The following is a 17898-nucleotide window of genomic DNA, read 5'->3' on the forward strand; positions in this document are numbered from 1 at the left end:
ATGGCCAAGGGGAACGTCAACCCGAACCCGTCGTCGAACCCGGGAGCGAATCCTCCCCCCTCGGCGCCGCCCACGAGCGGAACGGGCGGAGGCGGCCCCACCGGCAACAGCGGTTTCTCCATGAACGACTCCTCGATGCAGGGGTTGCAGAGCAAGGCGGGTGACCTGGGGTCCCGGCTGTCGAGCATCTCGTCCGGCCTGCGGGGCCTGAACTTCAGCGGCAACGCGCTCGGCCCCATCGGCCTGTTCGCGGTGCCGGCGCTCAACGCGTCGAACGACAACGCGATCTCCCAGGCCGACCGGGGCGCCAAGGCGTTCACCGACGTCCAGAGCAACCTGAAGGCCACGCACCAGACCTCGACGCAGGTCGACCAGACCAACCAGACCAACATCAAGTCGATCGACTCGACCACCGACGCGAAGAACGTGCGCGGTGGCAACACGTCGACGTCGGGCAACTTCACGCCGAACAGCCCCACCGCGAACGGGCCGGGGAAGATCAACGGCAGCACCGACACCAGCACCACCGGTCCCAAGGGACCCGGCGGGGGCGCGGCGAGGGGCCCCGGTTCGATCAAGGGCGGCACCGACACCAGCACGACCGGTGCCAAGGGACCCGGCGGTGGTCCCGGAGCCGCCGTGCCCACCACCAAGGGCGGCACCGGTGGCCCCGCCTCGACCGGGGTCAAGACGCCCGGTGGCGGTCCGGCCAGTGCGGTGCCGAACATCAAGGGCGGCACCGGCGGCGGCGTGAACTCCGGCGTCAAGACCGCGGGCGGCCCCGCGGCCGGGCCTGTGCCCACCATCAAGGGCGGTACCGGCGGCCCCGTGAGCACCGGTGTGAACACACCGGGTGGCCCCGCGGCCGGACCGGTGCCCACCACCAGGGGCGGCACGGGCGGCGCCTCGACCTCCGGCGTGAAGACCCCTGGCGGTCCCGCGGCCGGCGCCGTGCCGACCACCAAGGGCGGCACCGGGGCCACTCCCGGCGGCGCCAAGGGCCCCGCGCCCTTCACCCCGACCGCGCCCGGTTACACCCCTCCCGCCAACGCCGGTGGCGGCAAGGGCGGCACCGGGGCCACTCCCGGTGTCAAGAGCCCGGCCGCCTTCACCCCCACGGCACCGGGGTACAACGGCCCCGGCGGCAAGGGCGGCGCGACCCCTGGTGCGACTCCCGGCGGCGTCGGCGCGACCCCTCCCGGCGGCAAGGGCACGGCACCCGGCGGCGGCGCCAAGGGCCCCGCGCCCTTCACGCCCACGGCACCCGGTTACAACGGCCCCGGCACTCCGGGCAACACCGCCGGCACCAAGCCCGCCACGACCGCTCCCGGCCCGCAGAACGCGGTGACGGCGCCTCCGCGCGGCGGCGCGACGCCTCCCGGCATGGCGCCCGGCATGGCCCCGCCGATGGGCGGCGCGAACCCCGCGGCGGCCGGCGGCGAGCGCGGCGGCAGCAAGTTCAGTCCTGCCGGTGGCGGCGCGAAGGGCGTGTTCGACGCGCCCAAGCCCGGCACGCCCGACAGCACGATCTCGAAGGCCCCGCCCTCGTCGTCCTCGACTCCCCCGCCCGCGCCGAAGCCCACCCCGCTCGTCCCGCCCGCAAGCGGCACGACCCCTGGTGCGACTCCCGGCGGCACGACCCCTGGTGGCGCGAACCCCGCCGGCGCCAACCCCGCCGGCGCCAACCCCGGTGGCGCGAACCCCGGTGCCGGCACGCCGAAGCCGGGCGGTGTTCCCAGCGTTCCCGGCACCCCGGCTCCGTCGACGCCCGGCTCGCAGAGCGCCGTCACCTCGACCCCGCCGCAGAGTGCGGGCCCGCGCGGCGGAGCCGTTGCTCCCGGCGTGACGCCGCCCGCCTCGGCCGCACCCGGCATGGCCCCGCCGATGGCACCGGGGGCGACCCCCGGCGCGACCGGCGGCGAACGCGGCGGCAGCAAGTTCAGCCCTGCCGGTGGCGGAGCGAAGGGCGTGTTCGACGCGCCCAAGCCCCCGACGCCCGACAGCACCATCACCAAGGCCCCGCCGGCCACGACGCCCTCGACGCCACCTCCGGCACCGAAGCCGACGCCGATGTCCCCGCCTCCGGCCGCCACCGCTCCCCCGGCGGCCACCCCGAACACCGCGCCGCCCGCCCAGTCCAGGCCGGGCACGCCCCCGGCGTCGACGCCGCCTCCCGCGACGAACGTGCCGCCGCCCGCCCAGTCGCGCCCGGCCCCCGTCGCACCGCCGGTGTCCTCGCCAGCACCGAACACGAACGCACCGTCGCCGCGCACGGACACGACGCCGCAGGCTCAGCCGCCGCGCGCCGACGCACCACCCGCACAGACGCGCCCGGCACCGGTCACCACGCCGTCGCCCACCCCGGCGACGAACACGCCACCGGCCAACGCACCCTCGACCAACCCGGCGACCAACGCCCCCGCGGCCAACGTCCCGCCGACGAACACCCCGTCGCCGCGCCCGGACACCACGCCGCAGGCTCAGCCGCCGCGCACCGACGCACCGCCCGCACAGACGCGCCCCGCGCCGCCCACCACCGTGCCACCGGTCACCACGCCGTCGCCCACCCAGAACGTCAACACGCCACCGGCCACCCCGACGACGAACACGCCGGCGGCCAACGCACCCTCACCGGCCCCGGCGACCAACGTCCCACCGGCGAACACCCCGTCTCCCCGTCCCGAGACGACGCCGTCCGCACAGCCGCCGCGCACCGACGCACCGCCCGCGCAGACGCGCCCGGCACCGCCGGTCAGCACCCCACCCGTCAACACGCCACCCGTCAGCACCCCACCCGTCAACACGCCACCCGTCAGCACCCCACCCGTCAACACGCCGCCGGTCGCCACCCCGCCCGTCAGCACCCCGCCCGTCAGCACCCCGCCGGTCAACACCCCGCCGCCGAACGCCACGACGCCGCCCACCGCGGTGCCGTCGCCGCGGCCGGAGGCGAACGTCCCGCCGGCGAACACCTCGCCGAACCAGAACCAGACCCCGAACCCCGCCCCCAGGCCCGAGACCACCGTCCCGCCGGCGAACACGCCGCCGCCCGCCCCGGCGACGAACGTGCCGCCCGCGAACACGCCGTCGCCGAGGCCGGACACCGCCGTTCCCGCGGCGAACACGCCGAAGCCCGAGACCAACGCTCCCCCGGTCCAGCCGAAGCCCACCCCGGACACGGCCACGCCGCCGCCCGCGCAGACGCGCCCGGCACCGCCGGTCAACACCCCGCCGGTCAGCAGCCCCAACGCCGACGTCCCGCCCACCAACGCGCCCAACCCCGGCGACCCGAGCGTCAAGACGCGGCCGGCGCCCCAGCCGCCCACCGGCGCGGCACCGAACCCGAACACCACGGCGAACCCCACCCCCGCTCCCGGCCTCGTCGTGGCGCCGGTCGTCGTGCCGACGCCGAACCCGGCCTCGCCGAACAACCAGGGCCCGCGGTCCGGCACCAACCCGAACAACGACACGGACAGCGACACCGACTCGGTGTACGAGGACGCCGTGGAGTTCCAGACGGTCGAGCAGCGGGTGGACAGCTACCGCGCCGAGGACCCGAAGAACGACTCGGGCTACTGGCCGGACGCGGACGGCGACCTCAAGCACGGGCCGAACCCGGCGTCGGAGTTCGTCGGCATCAGGGTCGACGAGAACACCACGGTCGGCCTGACGCCGTACATGGCCAAGCAGTGGCTGGCGGACAACGGGGTCACCGTGCCGCCGCGCACCAGTGTCGAGGCGGCGATCCACCCGCTGCTCTACGACGCCGGCCTGGGCGGCGGCAACCGCAAGCCCGAGGTGTACGGCATCGACAACGCCGCGGACTTCCACAGCGAGATGCAGGGCGTCGCGGCCGAGCAGAACATCCAGGCACAGCAGAACGTGCTGAACGCGGTGAACGACCTCGCCACCGACATCACGAACAAGTACCCGCCGGAGCAGTTCAACTACGTCGGCCTGGGCCGCAGTCCGGCCGCCGTGGTCGCCGCGCTGCAGAACCAGGGTCACGACGCGGTGTCCATCCCGCTGTCGAACTTCCGGCCGCTGCCCTCCGACCCGAACTCGATCCTCGCCCCGGCGTACAACGGTCCTGACGGCAAGCCCAAGACCGAGCCGATGACCGACCAGCAGCAGGACATGCTCGACCAGCACTTCGCCGAGTTCCTGGGCGACCTGCCCCCCGGCAAGGACGTGCTGCTGATCGACTACACGCAGGGCGGTCTGTCCCTGGTGTCGGCGCAGAGCCAACTGCAGCAGCACATGACCAACAACGGGTCGGACGCCCACGTGCAGGCGTTCGCGATCCACGAGGCGACCAACCGCAACGACATCGCCAAGACGATCAACGCCGCCGCGCAGCCGGGGTCGAGGTTCCAGGGCCTCTACGAGCAGTACATCGACGGCACCGGCCGCGCCGATGCCCGCCAGGACTTCCGGGACAGCATCGAGACGCACGAGATCCCATTCAGGCACCCGCTGGGCGACGCGTTCCGCAACGAGGCCTTCGACGACTTCGCCGAGCACGGGTCGTACAAGATCCTCGACCAGAACCCGGACACGTTCCCGCAGGACCGCCCCCGCAGGGACCACGACGTCGAGCCCGGCGTCACGCCGGCCTGGGACGTGCTGAAGGACGCCGTCGCGGAGAACAACCCCCAGCCGAAGCCGGACACCGCCGACAACGGCAGTGGAAGCGACAAGGGCAACGACGACGGTCCCCCCGACTCGGGCAACGGCAAGGACGACTCGAAGGACAGCGGCTCCAAGGGCAACGACCCCAAGGACGGCGGCAGCAGGGACGGCACCCGTCCCGCACCCTCGTCGCCCGGCAACACCGACGGCAACGACAAGGGCGGTTCGGGCAAGGACGGTTCGAGCAGGGACACCGGCGACCAGGGCAACGGACGCGGGCGCGGTGAGGACGCACCGCCGCCGCCTCCGCCCGCGGACAACGACTCGGACAACGACTCGAAGGACAACGGGGACAAGGACAGCGGGGACAAGGACTCCGACGCCGCGACGGACGCCGACGCCGACACCGGAATCGACCCGGAGGTCGTCGCCGAGATCAAGTCGCAGCTCGACGACCTGACCACGGACGCGATGGAGAACGCGAGCCCGAAGGCCATGGACGTCGAGGCCGCGCTCGAGAACAACCCCGGCAAGTTCGTCTACAACGAGGCAGGCCTCGACCTGCTGCGCTCGTCGGTCGTGCTCGACACGAGGACCGCGGAGATCTCCGCGATGATCGAGCAGCACGGCGCGGCGAACGTCGCGGAGGCGTTCCGCCAGCAGTTCAACCGCCCGATCATCGAGGGCACCCAGATCGAAGCGTTCAACGACCCGAAGAACGGCAAGCAGAACTTCGAGAGCTGGGCGCACAACCTCTGGGGCACGATCGACAACACGCCCAAGTACGACAACGACCCCAACGCCCTCGCGTCGGAGATCTTCGACCACGAGAAGGGCTACAACCGGGCGACCAACTTCGCGCAGGACGCCGCCTTCCAGGCGATGCTCAACCCGGACGGCCCTCAGCTGTCCACCGAGGTCGAGTCGAAGCCCGCGCCGGCCGCCGACCCGATGTCCCAGGGCACCTGGATGCTCGACGTCCTCGGCAACGCCGGGCTCGTCCCGAAGGACCAGGCCGTCGACACGGACACGTTCGTCGACGTCGTCTCGAACCCGGAGACCAAGCACACGCTGGAGACCGTCCTCGGCCCGATCAGCGACGCCAAGATCCAGGAGATCAAGGACGAGCTCGCCGAGTGGGGCATGCTCACCGAGCCCGACGTCGACGACTCCACCGACGTCCAGGCGGACACGAACACCGGCACCAACGCTCCGGGCACCAACGCTCCGGGCACCAACGCTCCGGGCACCAGCCAGGACACCCAGGGCACCCGCGGTGCCCCGCCCGCGAACACCCCGCCGCCCGCTCCCCCGGCACCTCCCGCGCCGGCGCCGAAGACCGACGTACCGCCGAAGATCAAGAGCGGTGGCGCTCCGCCCAAGCTGGACGCGCCGAACCACCAGGGCAAGGACGTCCTCACCGACGAGTCGTGGCGGCACGACCCGGCGAAGACCGCGGACTGGTTCGCGCCGAAGGACCCGGCCGACCCGAGCACGTGGGCCGACCGCAGGGCCGACGCGCACGTCGGCAAGGTCGACACCGAGGTCGCCGACGTCAAGACCAACAGCACCCCGTCGAACGTCGACTCCTACAAGGGCATCGTCAAGTACGACCTGCGCCGCATCGAGACCTCCCCTGGCAACTTCGTGCAGGAGTACACGGTCAAGATGCACCTCGATCCGGGTGCGAACACGGACCCGAAGGTCGTCGAGGACCTCAAGACCAAGGTCACCCAGGGCGTCGACTCGCTGCTGAACCAGGGCCACCGCATGCCCAGCGGCGACCAGTTCCACGTCAACGTCGAGTTCACCGACAACAAGGCCGACGCGCACGCCCAGGTCACGGTCGGCGACACCAAGACGCACACCGACCAGGACAACTTCAACCCGAACGCGTCCCCCGAGGTCCTCGCCCACGAGACGCTGCACTACCTCGGCATCCCGGACGAGTACAAGGACACGTCGCGCGTCTTCCAGCAGCACGACACCAACTCCGGTGTGCACCAGAACGACGGCGGCATGATGGGCGCCGACGTCCTCGACAAGAGCAAGGACCCCGGTCTGCGGCCGCGGCACCTGTGGCTGATCGAGAACACCGCCCACAACCAGACCGTGGTGCACGACACCAGGCTGGACACGCCCAGCCCCACCACGACGCCGCCCGCCCCGAACGCGGACACGAACACCGGCACGGACACGAACGCGGACACCAAGGCCGACCCGAACGCCGACACGAAGTCCGACACCAAGGCCGAACCGAAGTCCGACACCGACTCGCGGCCCGCACCGACGAAGCGCGCCCGTGAGGACGAGGGCGGCGTGAACGTCCCCCCGACCGACGAACGGACGACCAAGAAGCCGCACACCGAGGGCCGGCCCGAAGCCGGACCGTCCACTGTGGACGGCAACACGGCGATGGAGGTCGACGGCACCACCGACTCCCAGGTCGACGCGCTCGCCCAGCAAATGGGCAACATGCGGCTCGACCAGATCGACCCGAACACCAGGTACAACAACGCGTTCAGGAACCTGGGCGAAGGCAAGATCGACGTCCCCACCAGGGACACCTACCTCGGCAAGCTCAAGGACAGCGTCGAGAACAACAAGCCGCCGTCGTTCGTGGTCAACATGATCGTCGGCCACGGCTCGCTGAACAACCCAGACCCGAACAACCCCGACGCCGACATCAACAGCGTCATCGACGCGATCACCAAGGACGCGGGCAAGCACAAGGACAACATGGTCTTCGTCATCGGCGTCAACGGCAAAGCCGCTGACATCGATGCGATGAACGCGGCCATCAACGAGGCCAACTCGAAGATCGCCGGCCGGTCGGAGCCGATCGCGCTGGTGCCGCTGGAGGTGCCCGCCACGGGCAAGTTCCCGTTCGGCGACATGCGCAACCAGACCATGAGCAGTGACGCCAACAAGTTCGCGGTCGGCGCCATGGCGGGCAAGGACACCCACCCGTACCTGTCCATCCAGGACTTCGACACCGGCTCGCGGCGCGTCGCCGACGGCAAGACCGACATCTTCAACCACGTCGCCAACTCGATGAACACCGACGCGGGCCCGATGCGTCCGCTGATGTACACCGGCGGCTACCGCGTGGGCGACCCGGCGGCGCTGGTCAAGGACGTCGAGGCGCGCATCAAGAAGCAGCGCGAGAACGACCTGCCCGAGCTCAAGGGCAAGAAGAAGACCAAGCTCGAGAAGGACCTCGCCAAGGCCGAGTTCCAGGTCAAGCGGCCGGACTTCGCGCAGCGCTTCGAGCAGGCCATGAAGAACGACATGGACGCTCGCGTGCGGCAGGGCAACACCAACCCGATGCTGCCCTACGGCCCTGAGCCGAACCTGTTCATCGACGCGGCCGTCCCGCTGGTCGACCCGAACGTGAAGTTCAGCCCGGGCGAGGCGGAGTACAACGGCCTCGGCAAGTCGATGAACGACTTCGCGGGCAAGGAACTCGCCGACATCAACAACAACGCGTTCGCCAAGCCGGACCCCAACCAAGCCCTCAAGGACGCGCGCCTCCAGCTCGTCAACGACGCCAAGGCCGAGGGCCGAGGTCCGACGCAGCGCGAGTTGCAGGAGTTCAAGAGGCTCACCGAAGAGATCAACGCCAACGAGAACGCGGCTGCGTCGGACCCGAACTTCGAGAACAACGCCTCGCAAGAGGTCATCGACGGCGCGATCAACGTCCAGGCCCAGACCAACAGCAACCCGTACCGCGGCGAGACGTTCAAGAACGACTTCGTCGACGGCGCGGTCGCGACCGACCTGTCCCGCCTCGCGCTCGGCTTCGCGAAGACCGAGGGCAAGTCCTGGCCGCAGTCGCACGTCGACATGAAGGGCGTCCCGAACCGGCTCTTCGGCGGCGACACCCCGAAGGCGTCGAAGGCGGCCAAGGCGGACGCGAGCCTCGCGTCGATCCGCAAGGAGTTCAGCGGCAAGCCCAACGCCCAGCGCGAGGCCGCCCAGATCCACGGCACGCAGTTCGATCCCGAGACCGGCGAGACCAAGACGATCGGCACCGAGTGGAGCCCGACCGTCGAGGACGCGACGAAGCTCGGCTGGCAGGAGAAGAACACCCTCAACAAGGCGGTCTCCGCGCCGCTGCCCGGTGGCATCGGCTACCACGGCATCGACCCCCAGAGCACCTCTCCGGTTCCGGGCAGCGCCGGCACCGACGTCGAGATGCAGGACGTCGACGCCGACAACGACGCCGACAACGACGCGGACGTCGACGAGGACGCCGACATCGACGACGACGCGAGCGACGTCGACGAGACCGCGGACGACACGACGCCGACCGAGGACGTCGACCCGGACACCAAGCACCACAAGATGGCCACGGCGCTCGACGCCGCCATGTCGGAGAACAACGCGAACGTGCAGCGCACGTTCGGCGCGCTGCAGCACCAGGTCCTGCCGATCGCGGGCAACCCGCGACCCGACGGCATGTTCCAGGCAGTCCACGACGCCCTGAGCCCGAAGCCGGCAGCCGGCAAGAGCAAGACGACCGGCAAGGCCGCACCGCCGCCGGAGCTCCTCCGCGGCAAGACGGTGGAGAAGGCCGCCACGGCGTCACCGGACATCACCGCCCAGATCGCGGAGTTCCGGCAGCAGCACGGCATCCAGAACGGTCACCTGGTCAACGCGTTCGCCGAGCCCGCCCCGACGCCGGCCGTCGACATCGACCCGAAGTACCAGCCGAACAGCGGCGAGGTGAAGGTCGACAACCGGGGCACGGAGGGCTCGAAGCCCACCGCGGAGGAGCAGGCGGCGGAGAAGGCCGCGACCGAAGCGGCCAAGGTGGCCGACAACAAGGTCGCCGCCAAGGCCGAGGAACTCGCCGCACGCGTGCTCGCGACCGAGCTCAAGCGTCCCGTCGTGTTCCACCACCCCGACGGCACGTCCACGCAGCACGACCCGTTCGTCGAACGGCCGAAGCCCGCGACCCTGGCCAAGCCCGACCCCAAGGCGCCCAAGAACGCGAAGCCGGGCCAGCCGATCCACCTCAAGGCGGAGCCCCAGCCGAACGGCAGGACGAAGTACAGCCCGCACGTGCCGCCGGCCCAGCCCGGCTCGTCGAAGAGCAGGCCCGCGCCGGTCGCCGACCGTTCGGTGGACACCGACACGCGCCAGACCCGTCCGGCACCGCAGCCGGCCCCGCCTGCGAACACCAACGCCGACACCACCACCGACACGAACCAGAACACCGGCACGGACACGCGTTCGGCCCCCGAGGTCGAGACCCGTCCGGCGCCGCCGAAGCCGACGCCGAACTCGGCCATCCCGATGACCACCACGGCGCCGCAGCCGGTCGGCCAGGTCCCGGGCACGAACCTGCCGAGCTTCTTCCAGGACAACAAGGCGCTGGGCTCGATCACGCCGACCGAGGTGCGCGGTGCCGACGCGGTCGTGAACGAGGTCCAGGGCCTCAAGCCGGACGACCAGGCGCGCATCAAGAACGCGTTGCAGAACGACTTCGAGACGTTCCTCGACGGTGGCCGCAACTTCCAGGTGAAGATCGGCGGCACCTGGTTCGAGGCGAACGTCCGCGCCGAGATGCACGCGGACGCCACCACGACCGTGACCGACGCGGCCGACACCAAGGTGGACAAGAACTTCCAGGCCGCCGCGTCCACGGGCACCACGAACAGCATCTCCACGTCCAACGACGTCGGCGCTTCGGCGACGGCCGGTGTCCCGATGGGCCCGTACGGCTCGCTGGGCGGCAAGGCGGCGCTCGCGACGCCCGCGGTCTCGCAGGCCACCAGCAACTCGATCACCGAGCAGCGCGCGATCAAGGGCTCGGACGACGGCTCCAAGAAGGTCGCCGTCCCCGTCTCCTACGAGATCACGCTGACCGACGCGCACGGCAACGCCAGGCCGTCCAGCACGGTCGACGGCGGGGTCACGCTGCAGGTCCCAACGGACCTGACCAAGATCGTCGACTCCGGCAAGTCCTCGAACCCGGTCACGCCGGCCGACCCCGAGTGGGGCGCCAAGGTCGAGAACGCGGTGCCGGAAGCGGTGGTGGTCAAGGACTCCGGCAAGGCGTTCACCGACGTCGCGGAGAAGCTGCACCCGTCGATCACGAAGATCGGCTCGCCCGGCCGCGAGGCGCTGCAGAACTTCCTCAGCCCCACCTCGATCCGCAACAACCTGCCGGCGATGCTCGGCGGGTTCGTCACGTCGCCCGACCTGCTCAGCCCGCACGCCAGCAAGGGCGGCGCGGTGCAGATGACCGCGACGCTCAAGGACGCGAAGCTGGTCGGCACGAGCGACCAGGCCGCGCTGGACCTCAAGGACACCTCCGCCTGGGGCAGCAGTGTGTCCGCGTCCACCAAGACCGGGTTCGACGTCACCGCCGGGTTCGGCGGCAACATCGGCGTGCCCGGCCAGGTCGGCGGCACGGTCGGTGCCACCGCGACCTACTCCACGCGCACCGCCGAGGGCGTGAGCGCGGGGTCGAGCAGCAACCACAAGTCCGGCATCGGCGTGAAGTCCGAGACCGGACTGTACGAGGTCACGGCCGAGGTCGAGGTCCAGGGGCCCGCGGGCAAGCCCGTGACGATGGAGATCACGACCCACATGCGCATGGGCCTCAACGAGGCCGGTGCGGTGGGTCTGCCCACGCCCGACGGAACCAGGAACAGCACGACCGACCCGGCCACCGCGGACAAGAAGTTCCTGCCGCCGTTCGTCGCCGACACGCTCGCGGCCGGCAACGCCAAGGTCGGCGAGTTCACGCCGGCGACCAAGGTGCAGGGCCAGGTCGAGAACAAGCTGCGGGAGCTGCCCGGCTTCGAGAAGTTCCTGCCGAACTGGAACAACCCGGACGCGAACCCGCGCAGCAGCAAGGGCCAGAGCTTCGCGGACGTCGCCGAGCAGCTCGCGAACCAGCGCAAGATCGCCGCGACGCTCTCCCCCGCCGCGCTCAAGGCGAACATGGACAGCCTGCTCGGTCCGGGCGTCTCGGTGCAGCTGAAGAACTCCGGCAAGACGACGAACACCTACGTGAACGTCACGGTCAAGGCCAAGATCAGCAACCCGAAGCACCTCGGCCAGGCCGACGCGCACGCGGTCAGCGACTCGACGACGACCGGCCCGAAGCTCGACGCGAACACCAGCACCACCAAGGGCTGGACCGGTGGCGTGCAGGGCAGGGCGAACATCCCGGTCAAGACCGGCGTCGCCTCGCTCACCCCGATGCCGCAGGCCGGTGTGTCCTACAGCCACTCGTGGACGGACAAGACCTCGGCCGGCCCGGCGGTCTCCAGCACGTCGTCCAACGCGGGCAGCCCGGACTCCCAGGTCTTCTCCAACGACGTCGAGTTCGAGGTCGAGATCACGACCTTCACCCGGCCCCGCACGTGGGTGCGCACCCTCGTGCCCGGAGCGCCCGGTTTCCACTCGCCGGAGGTGACGACGGTCGCCAAGACCGGGGCGGGCCTCGACAAGATCGACGGCAAGGTCAACCTGTGGGTGTCGGACGGCGCGACCCTGGACAACAACCCGGGCGACGGCTTCAAGCCCGGTGACCCCAAGCCCACGCCGCTCGAGAACTCCCCGACCGTCAAGGACCTGCTGAACCCGAAGGAGGCCCGGCCGAAGTCGCCGGAGTTCCTCAACGTGGAGGCGGTCGCGAACACGACCGCGTTGCGGGACCAGGCGATCGACGCGCTCAACCGGGCCGCGAACGGCGACTCGGCGCTGACCGTGCCGGGTACCGCGTCGCGTGCCCAGATCGACAAGATGTTCGCCCCGGAGAACATCAAGGCGAACCTGCAGCGGCTCATCGAGACCGGTGTGCAGGAGCAGGGCCTGAAGTACGACCGGCGCGTCACCGACCGGTCCGGTGCCATCGGCATGTCCGTGAAGCTGGGCGACGCGAAGCTGGTGTCCATTTCGGACACCACCGGTTCGGACAACTCGGTCAGCGGCGGTTACAAGGCCGGTGAGTCGTCCACGACCAGCCGGTCGGTCGACCTCACCGCGGGCATCAACGTCCCGGTGCGCCCGAACGTCACCCCGCCGCCCGCCGGCACCCCCTCGCAGCCCAGCGGGTCCGGCGGTGCCGCGGTCACCGGCAAGATCACGCCTTGGTCGGACAGCAAGACCAAGTCGAACGAGATCGGCGGCACCGTCGACCGCGGCCGGACCACGCCCGGCGAGGCGCGGACCGTGCTGGTCCAGATCGACGCCCAGTTCACCATCGTCGGCGAGAGCCGCGCCGGGAACTTCCTGCACGGAGGCACGCCGAACGCCGAGGGCGTCACGGTGGACATGCCGAAGTCGGTGTTCGTGCGGGTGTCCGAGGACGTCGCGCGCGAGCTGGGCGCCCTGCCCAAGGTCGAGTCGAGCGTGCCCAAGCCGGACTTCCCGAAGATGGCGCCGCCGTCGACGGTGGCGCCCGACGAGCCGGGCGCGCTCGGTCTGTCCAACGTGGAGTCCGTGCCGGACCTCTCCGGTGTGGTCAACGGCCTCACCACCGAGCTGTCCGCGAAGACCAAGAAGTTCGGCAGCGACCCGCTGATCCCGGACTCGGTCCTCAAGGACTCGATGAGCAACCTGCAGCGCATCGTCGACCTCAACTCGCCGTCGAGCGTGAAGGCGATGATCGACAGCGCGCTGGACGGCGGTGTGCCGCTGCTGGTGCACCAGCCCGGCACGTTCGGCAAGGACTCGTACCAGGTCACGTTGCGGGCCAAGGCGGGCACGCCGCAGTTCGACCAGGTCGTCAACGACGGCGTGGACATGTCGCACAACGTCGGCGGCTCCCGCAAGGACAGCGACGGCCAGGGTCGCGGCACCGGCTGGGGCGTCGGCGCGCGCGCACCGGGCCTGGCCTCGCCGGGCAGCGCGAACCCGAAGGTCTCGGGCACCGCGGGTGTCAGCGTGGGCGCGAACGTCGGTGCCTCCACGAGCAGTTCGGTCACGAACTCGACGAGCGAGTCGTTCAGCCACACCCGCACGGCGAGCGGACCGGCGGCGCAGTACACCGTGCCGGTCGAGTTCGAGCTCGTCGTCGAAAAGGGCACCAAGCAGATCGCGAAGGCCGAGAGCGGCCCGCAGGAGATGAAGGTCCGCACCCACGCGGACAACCAGAAGGTCTCCCAGCCGACCACGGGTCATGGGAATCCGCAGCCCTACATGTCCGCGGCCAGCAAGCGCAGCAGCGATCACGGCACCCCGGCCGCGACGACCGCGTTCCAGGCCGACACCCGTGCCTCACAGCTGCCGTCCACCGCGTCGGTGGAGAACCTGCGCGGTGCCAAGGACCTGCGCGACGCCGCGGTGAAGGCGATGACGGAGGCGGGCGCGGGCAAGGGCCTGACCGGCAAGGGCACGGGCTCGCTCAACAGCCTGTTCTCCACGCTGAGCCCGGAGAACCTGCAGCCGCACCTGCCGTCGATGCTGTCCGGCCCGCTCGACGTGCCAGGTCTCAAGGAAGCGGCGCTGACGTTCGGGCAGGACGCCGACGTCAAGGTCTACGCGAAGCTGGTCAACCCGCAGCTCGGGTCCCTCAGCGACGACGTCAAGATCGAGAACCCGCTCGTCACGAAGACCACCGAGACCTCCAGCGAGGCCAAGGTCGCCGACAGCGCCGACGTGTCCGTCGGTCTCGCGCAGGGCAGCGCCGCGATCAAGCAGGGCGCCCCGACCGACACCGTCAACTTCGGCACCGGCGGCGTGGAGCTGCGGCACGCGAACGAGGACTCCTCCGCGGTGTCCGGCGGCCCGTCGCAGGCCCAGGGCGCCAACGTCAAGCCCAAGGACGCGCCCCGCACCGGTCTCGTGCAGTTCGACGTCGAGTACCGCGTGGTGGCGACGATCGGTGGCAAGACCGGTGTGGTCGACCTGACGGTGCCGGGTTCGGCCGGCGTGCGCATGCCCGCCGCCGAGGTCGAGACGATGCTGAACCAGCAGTTCAGCGACTCGCTCAAGGACGCCCAGGCCGATGTCAAGAAGGCGGCCGACGACTGGCGGACCGCCGAGAAGGACGTCGAGAAGGCCCGTCACGACGCCCAGGACAGGATCAACGAGGCCGCGGCCGTGCTGGCGCGGACCGACCAGCCGCTGGCCGAGGCGTCGGTGAACCTGAACACGGCGATCGACGCGCACCTCGACGCCGAGGCGAAGGTCATCCCTCTGCAGACGACGTTCGACAACGCGATCAGGGACGCGGCGAGCACCCGTGCCACGGTCAAGGACATCAACGCCCAGGTGGCGTCGCTGAGCCAGGACGTGATGACGTCCAACAACGCGCTCGACGACGCACGGGGCAACGGTGCACCGCAGGCGGAGATCGACCGGCTCACGCAGGAGGCCGACGCGGCACACACCGCGTTGACCGACGCCCAGCAGCAAGTCGACGACGCGCGCGCACAGCTCGACCTCGACCGTCAGGCCGCGGCCGATGCTCGCACCGAACTGCAGGCGCAGAAGCAGGTCGCCGCCGAGGCCGACGCCGCCCGCACCGCCGCAGAGGACGCCCGCCAGAAGCTCGTGGCCGAGCAGACCGCGGCGGAGCAGGCGATCAAGGACGCGGAGACCAGGCTCGACGCCGCCTGGCGCGAGGCGGACGCCAAGCAGAAGCTGTGGTGGGACGCCAAGGCCAAGGTGGACAACGAGGTCGACTCGTTCAACACCGCCGCGCAGACCCCGCCGGCGCCGCCCACGGACGGCACGACCACCACCAACAGCACGGCGGACACCAACTCGCCGTCGCTGCCGCCGCAGGACTCGTCCGTCGCGGAGACCAGCCGCAGCGGGGCCGAGACGAGCTCGTCGCGTCCCGCTCCCGCGAACGCGAACACCAAGGCCGCCGACACCAGGAGCGACGCGCCGCCGAAGAAGGTCCGCGCGGGCGGTGCGCCGCCCGCGATGGTCCCGCCGACCCCGGAGTCCCACCGGGGCAAGGACGTCATCACCGACGAGTCGTGGCGCCACGACCCCGCCAGGACCGCCGACTGGTTCGCTCCGAGCAACCCGGTGGACCCGGCGACCTGGGCCGACCGCCGCGCCGGCGCGAACGTCCGCACCGTCGACGTCGTCGTGCACGACATCCGCACCGACAGCACGCCGTCGAACCTGAAGTCCTACAAGGGCCTCATCAACTACGACCTGCGCCGCATCGAGACCAGCCCCGGCAACTTCGTGCAGGAGTACACCGTCAAGGTGCACGTCGACCCTGCCGCGAAGGTCCACCCGGAGGTCGTCGCGCAGGTCAAGGAGAACGCCACCAACGGCGTGAACTCCTTGCTGAACCAGGGTTACCGGCTCCCGAGCGGTGACCGGTTCCACCTGAACCTGGAGTTCACCGACAACAAGGCCGACGCCCACACCAGCATCAAGATCGACCCGAAGAACCCCAACGTCGACCAGACGCACTGGAACCCGAACACCAGCCCCGAGGTCCTCGCCCACGAGACGCTGCACTACCTCGGCATCCCGGACGAGTACAGCGACAAGTCGCGCGTGTTCCAGCAGCACGACACGAACTCGGGCGTGCACAAGGACGACGGCGGCATGATGGGCGCCGACGTCCACGGCAAGGAACCGGGCCTGCGGCCGCGGCACCTGTGGCTGGTCGAACGCACCGCCAACAGCCAGGTCATGGTGCCCGACACCAGGCTGGACACGCCCGGCCCTGCCACCGCGCCGCCGAGCGGCACCCCGAGCACCACGCCCGACGGCGACACCCGGCCCCAGCCGAAGCGCGTCGAACGGCCGGTGGACAGCGACAGCGAGCTCAGCGACCTCGACAGCGACACCGAGCAGGACACCGAGCCGCAGGGCAAGAGGACGAAGTACGACGGTCCCGAGTTCGACCCGAACAACGTCGCGGGTCCGTCCTCGGCGGACGTCGAGACCCTGACCGCGCGGCTCGACGAGCTGTCGCTGGGTGAGGTCGACTTCCAGTACAACCAGGCGTTCGCGAAGCTCGCGGAGCACGCCGTGCCGCTGCCCACCAGGCAGGAGCACATCGGCAGGCTCAAGCAGAGCATCGACCAGAACAAGCCGCCGTCGTTCGTCGTCAACATGATCGTCGGCCACGGCCAGCTGAACGACCCGGTCAACGGCATCGACAAGGTCATCGACTCGATCACCAAGGACGCCGGCGACCTGAAGCAGAACATGGTGTTCGTCGTCGGCGTGAACGGCAAACCCGCCGACAACGCCGCCCTCGAACAGGCCATCGCGGACGCCAACACCAAGATCGCCGGTCGCACGGAGCCGATCGCGCTGGTGCAGCTGCCGCCCGCGCCGTCCGCGCCGAAGGCCAAGTTCCCGTACGGGAACATGCGCAACAACACGATGAACAGCACCGCCAACAAGTTCGCCGTCGGCGCGATGCTCGGCAAGGACACGCACCCGTACATCTCGATCCAGGACTTCGACACCGGCTCACGCCTCGTGACCGGCAACGAGAAGGACGTCTTCAACCACTTCACGGAGTCGATGTCCTCGCCGGAGATCGGCCCGATCCGCCCCCTGATGTACGCGGGCGGCTACCGGGTCGGCGACCCGGACGCCCTCATCCCGGCGGTCGAGGAACGGATCCAGAAGGAGACGAAGGCGCTCGACGCCGAGCAGAAGAAGCTGAACGGCGACCGGAACAAGGTCGGCAGCGGCAAGCTCAAGGGCGAGAAGCTCCAGAAGGCTCAGGAGTCGCTCGACAAGCGGCAGAAGGAGATCGACACCAGGCTGGCCGAGCTGAAGACCGCGAAGGACCAGCTCACCGACCCCGAGTTCGTCGCGAAGTTCGAGCAGTCCATGCGCGACGACATGGACGCGCGGGTCCGGCAGTCCGACGTGCAACCCTTGCTGCCGTACTCCCCCGAGCCGAACCTGTTCGTCGACGCCGTCGTCCCGCTGGTCGACCCGTCGGTGAAGTTCAGCAGGGAGGACTCGGAGTTCAACGGGCTCGGCAAGTCGATGAACGAGTTCGCGGCCACCGAGATCTTCGAGATCCACGCCGCGAAGTCCGTGGCGCAGCCCGACACGGGTACCCGCATCGAGGACGTCAAGTCCGGTGCCGCCACCGACGCCGCCAACAACCGCAACCCGTTCCGCGGAGAGAACTTCTCGAACGACTTCGTCGGCGGCGCGGTCGGCACGGACCTGTCCCGTCTCGCACTCGGTTTCGCGAAGGACAAGGGCACCTGGTGGCCCCAGTCGCACGTCGACATCGCCAACGTCCCGAACCGGTTCTTCGGTGGTGAGACCAGCGTCGAGGCCAAGGCGGCCAAG

Annotated in this window: 1 protein-coding gene (running past one end of the window); it reads left to right on the forward strand. The window is 70.4% G+C overall.

Features of this window, described 5'->3' with window-relative positions; genetic code table 11:
* Window positions 1–17898, forward strand: the 5' portion of a protein-coding gene (locus SK571_RS16980; protein WP_319985051.1) for a hypothetical protein. It continues 11277 nt past the right edge of the window; only the first 17898 of its 29175 coding nucleotides appear in the window; it begins with the start codon at window positions 1–3; its stop codon lies off the right edge, out of view.

This window comes from Lentzea kristufekii (assembly GCF_033949925.1).
Classification (GTDB): Bacteria; Actinomycetota; Actinomycetes; order Mycobacteriales; family Pseudonocardiaceae; genus Lentzea; species Lentzea kristufekii.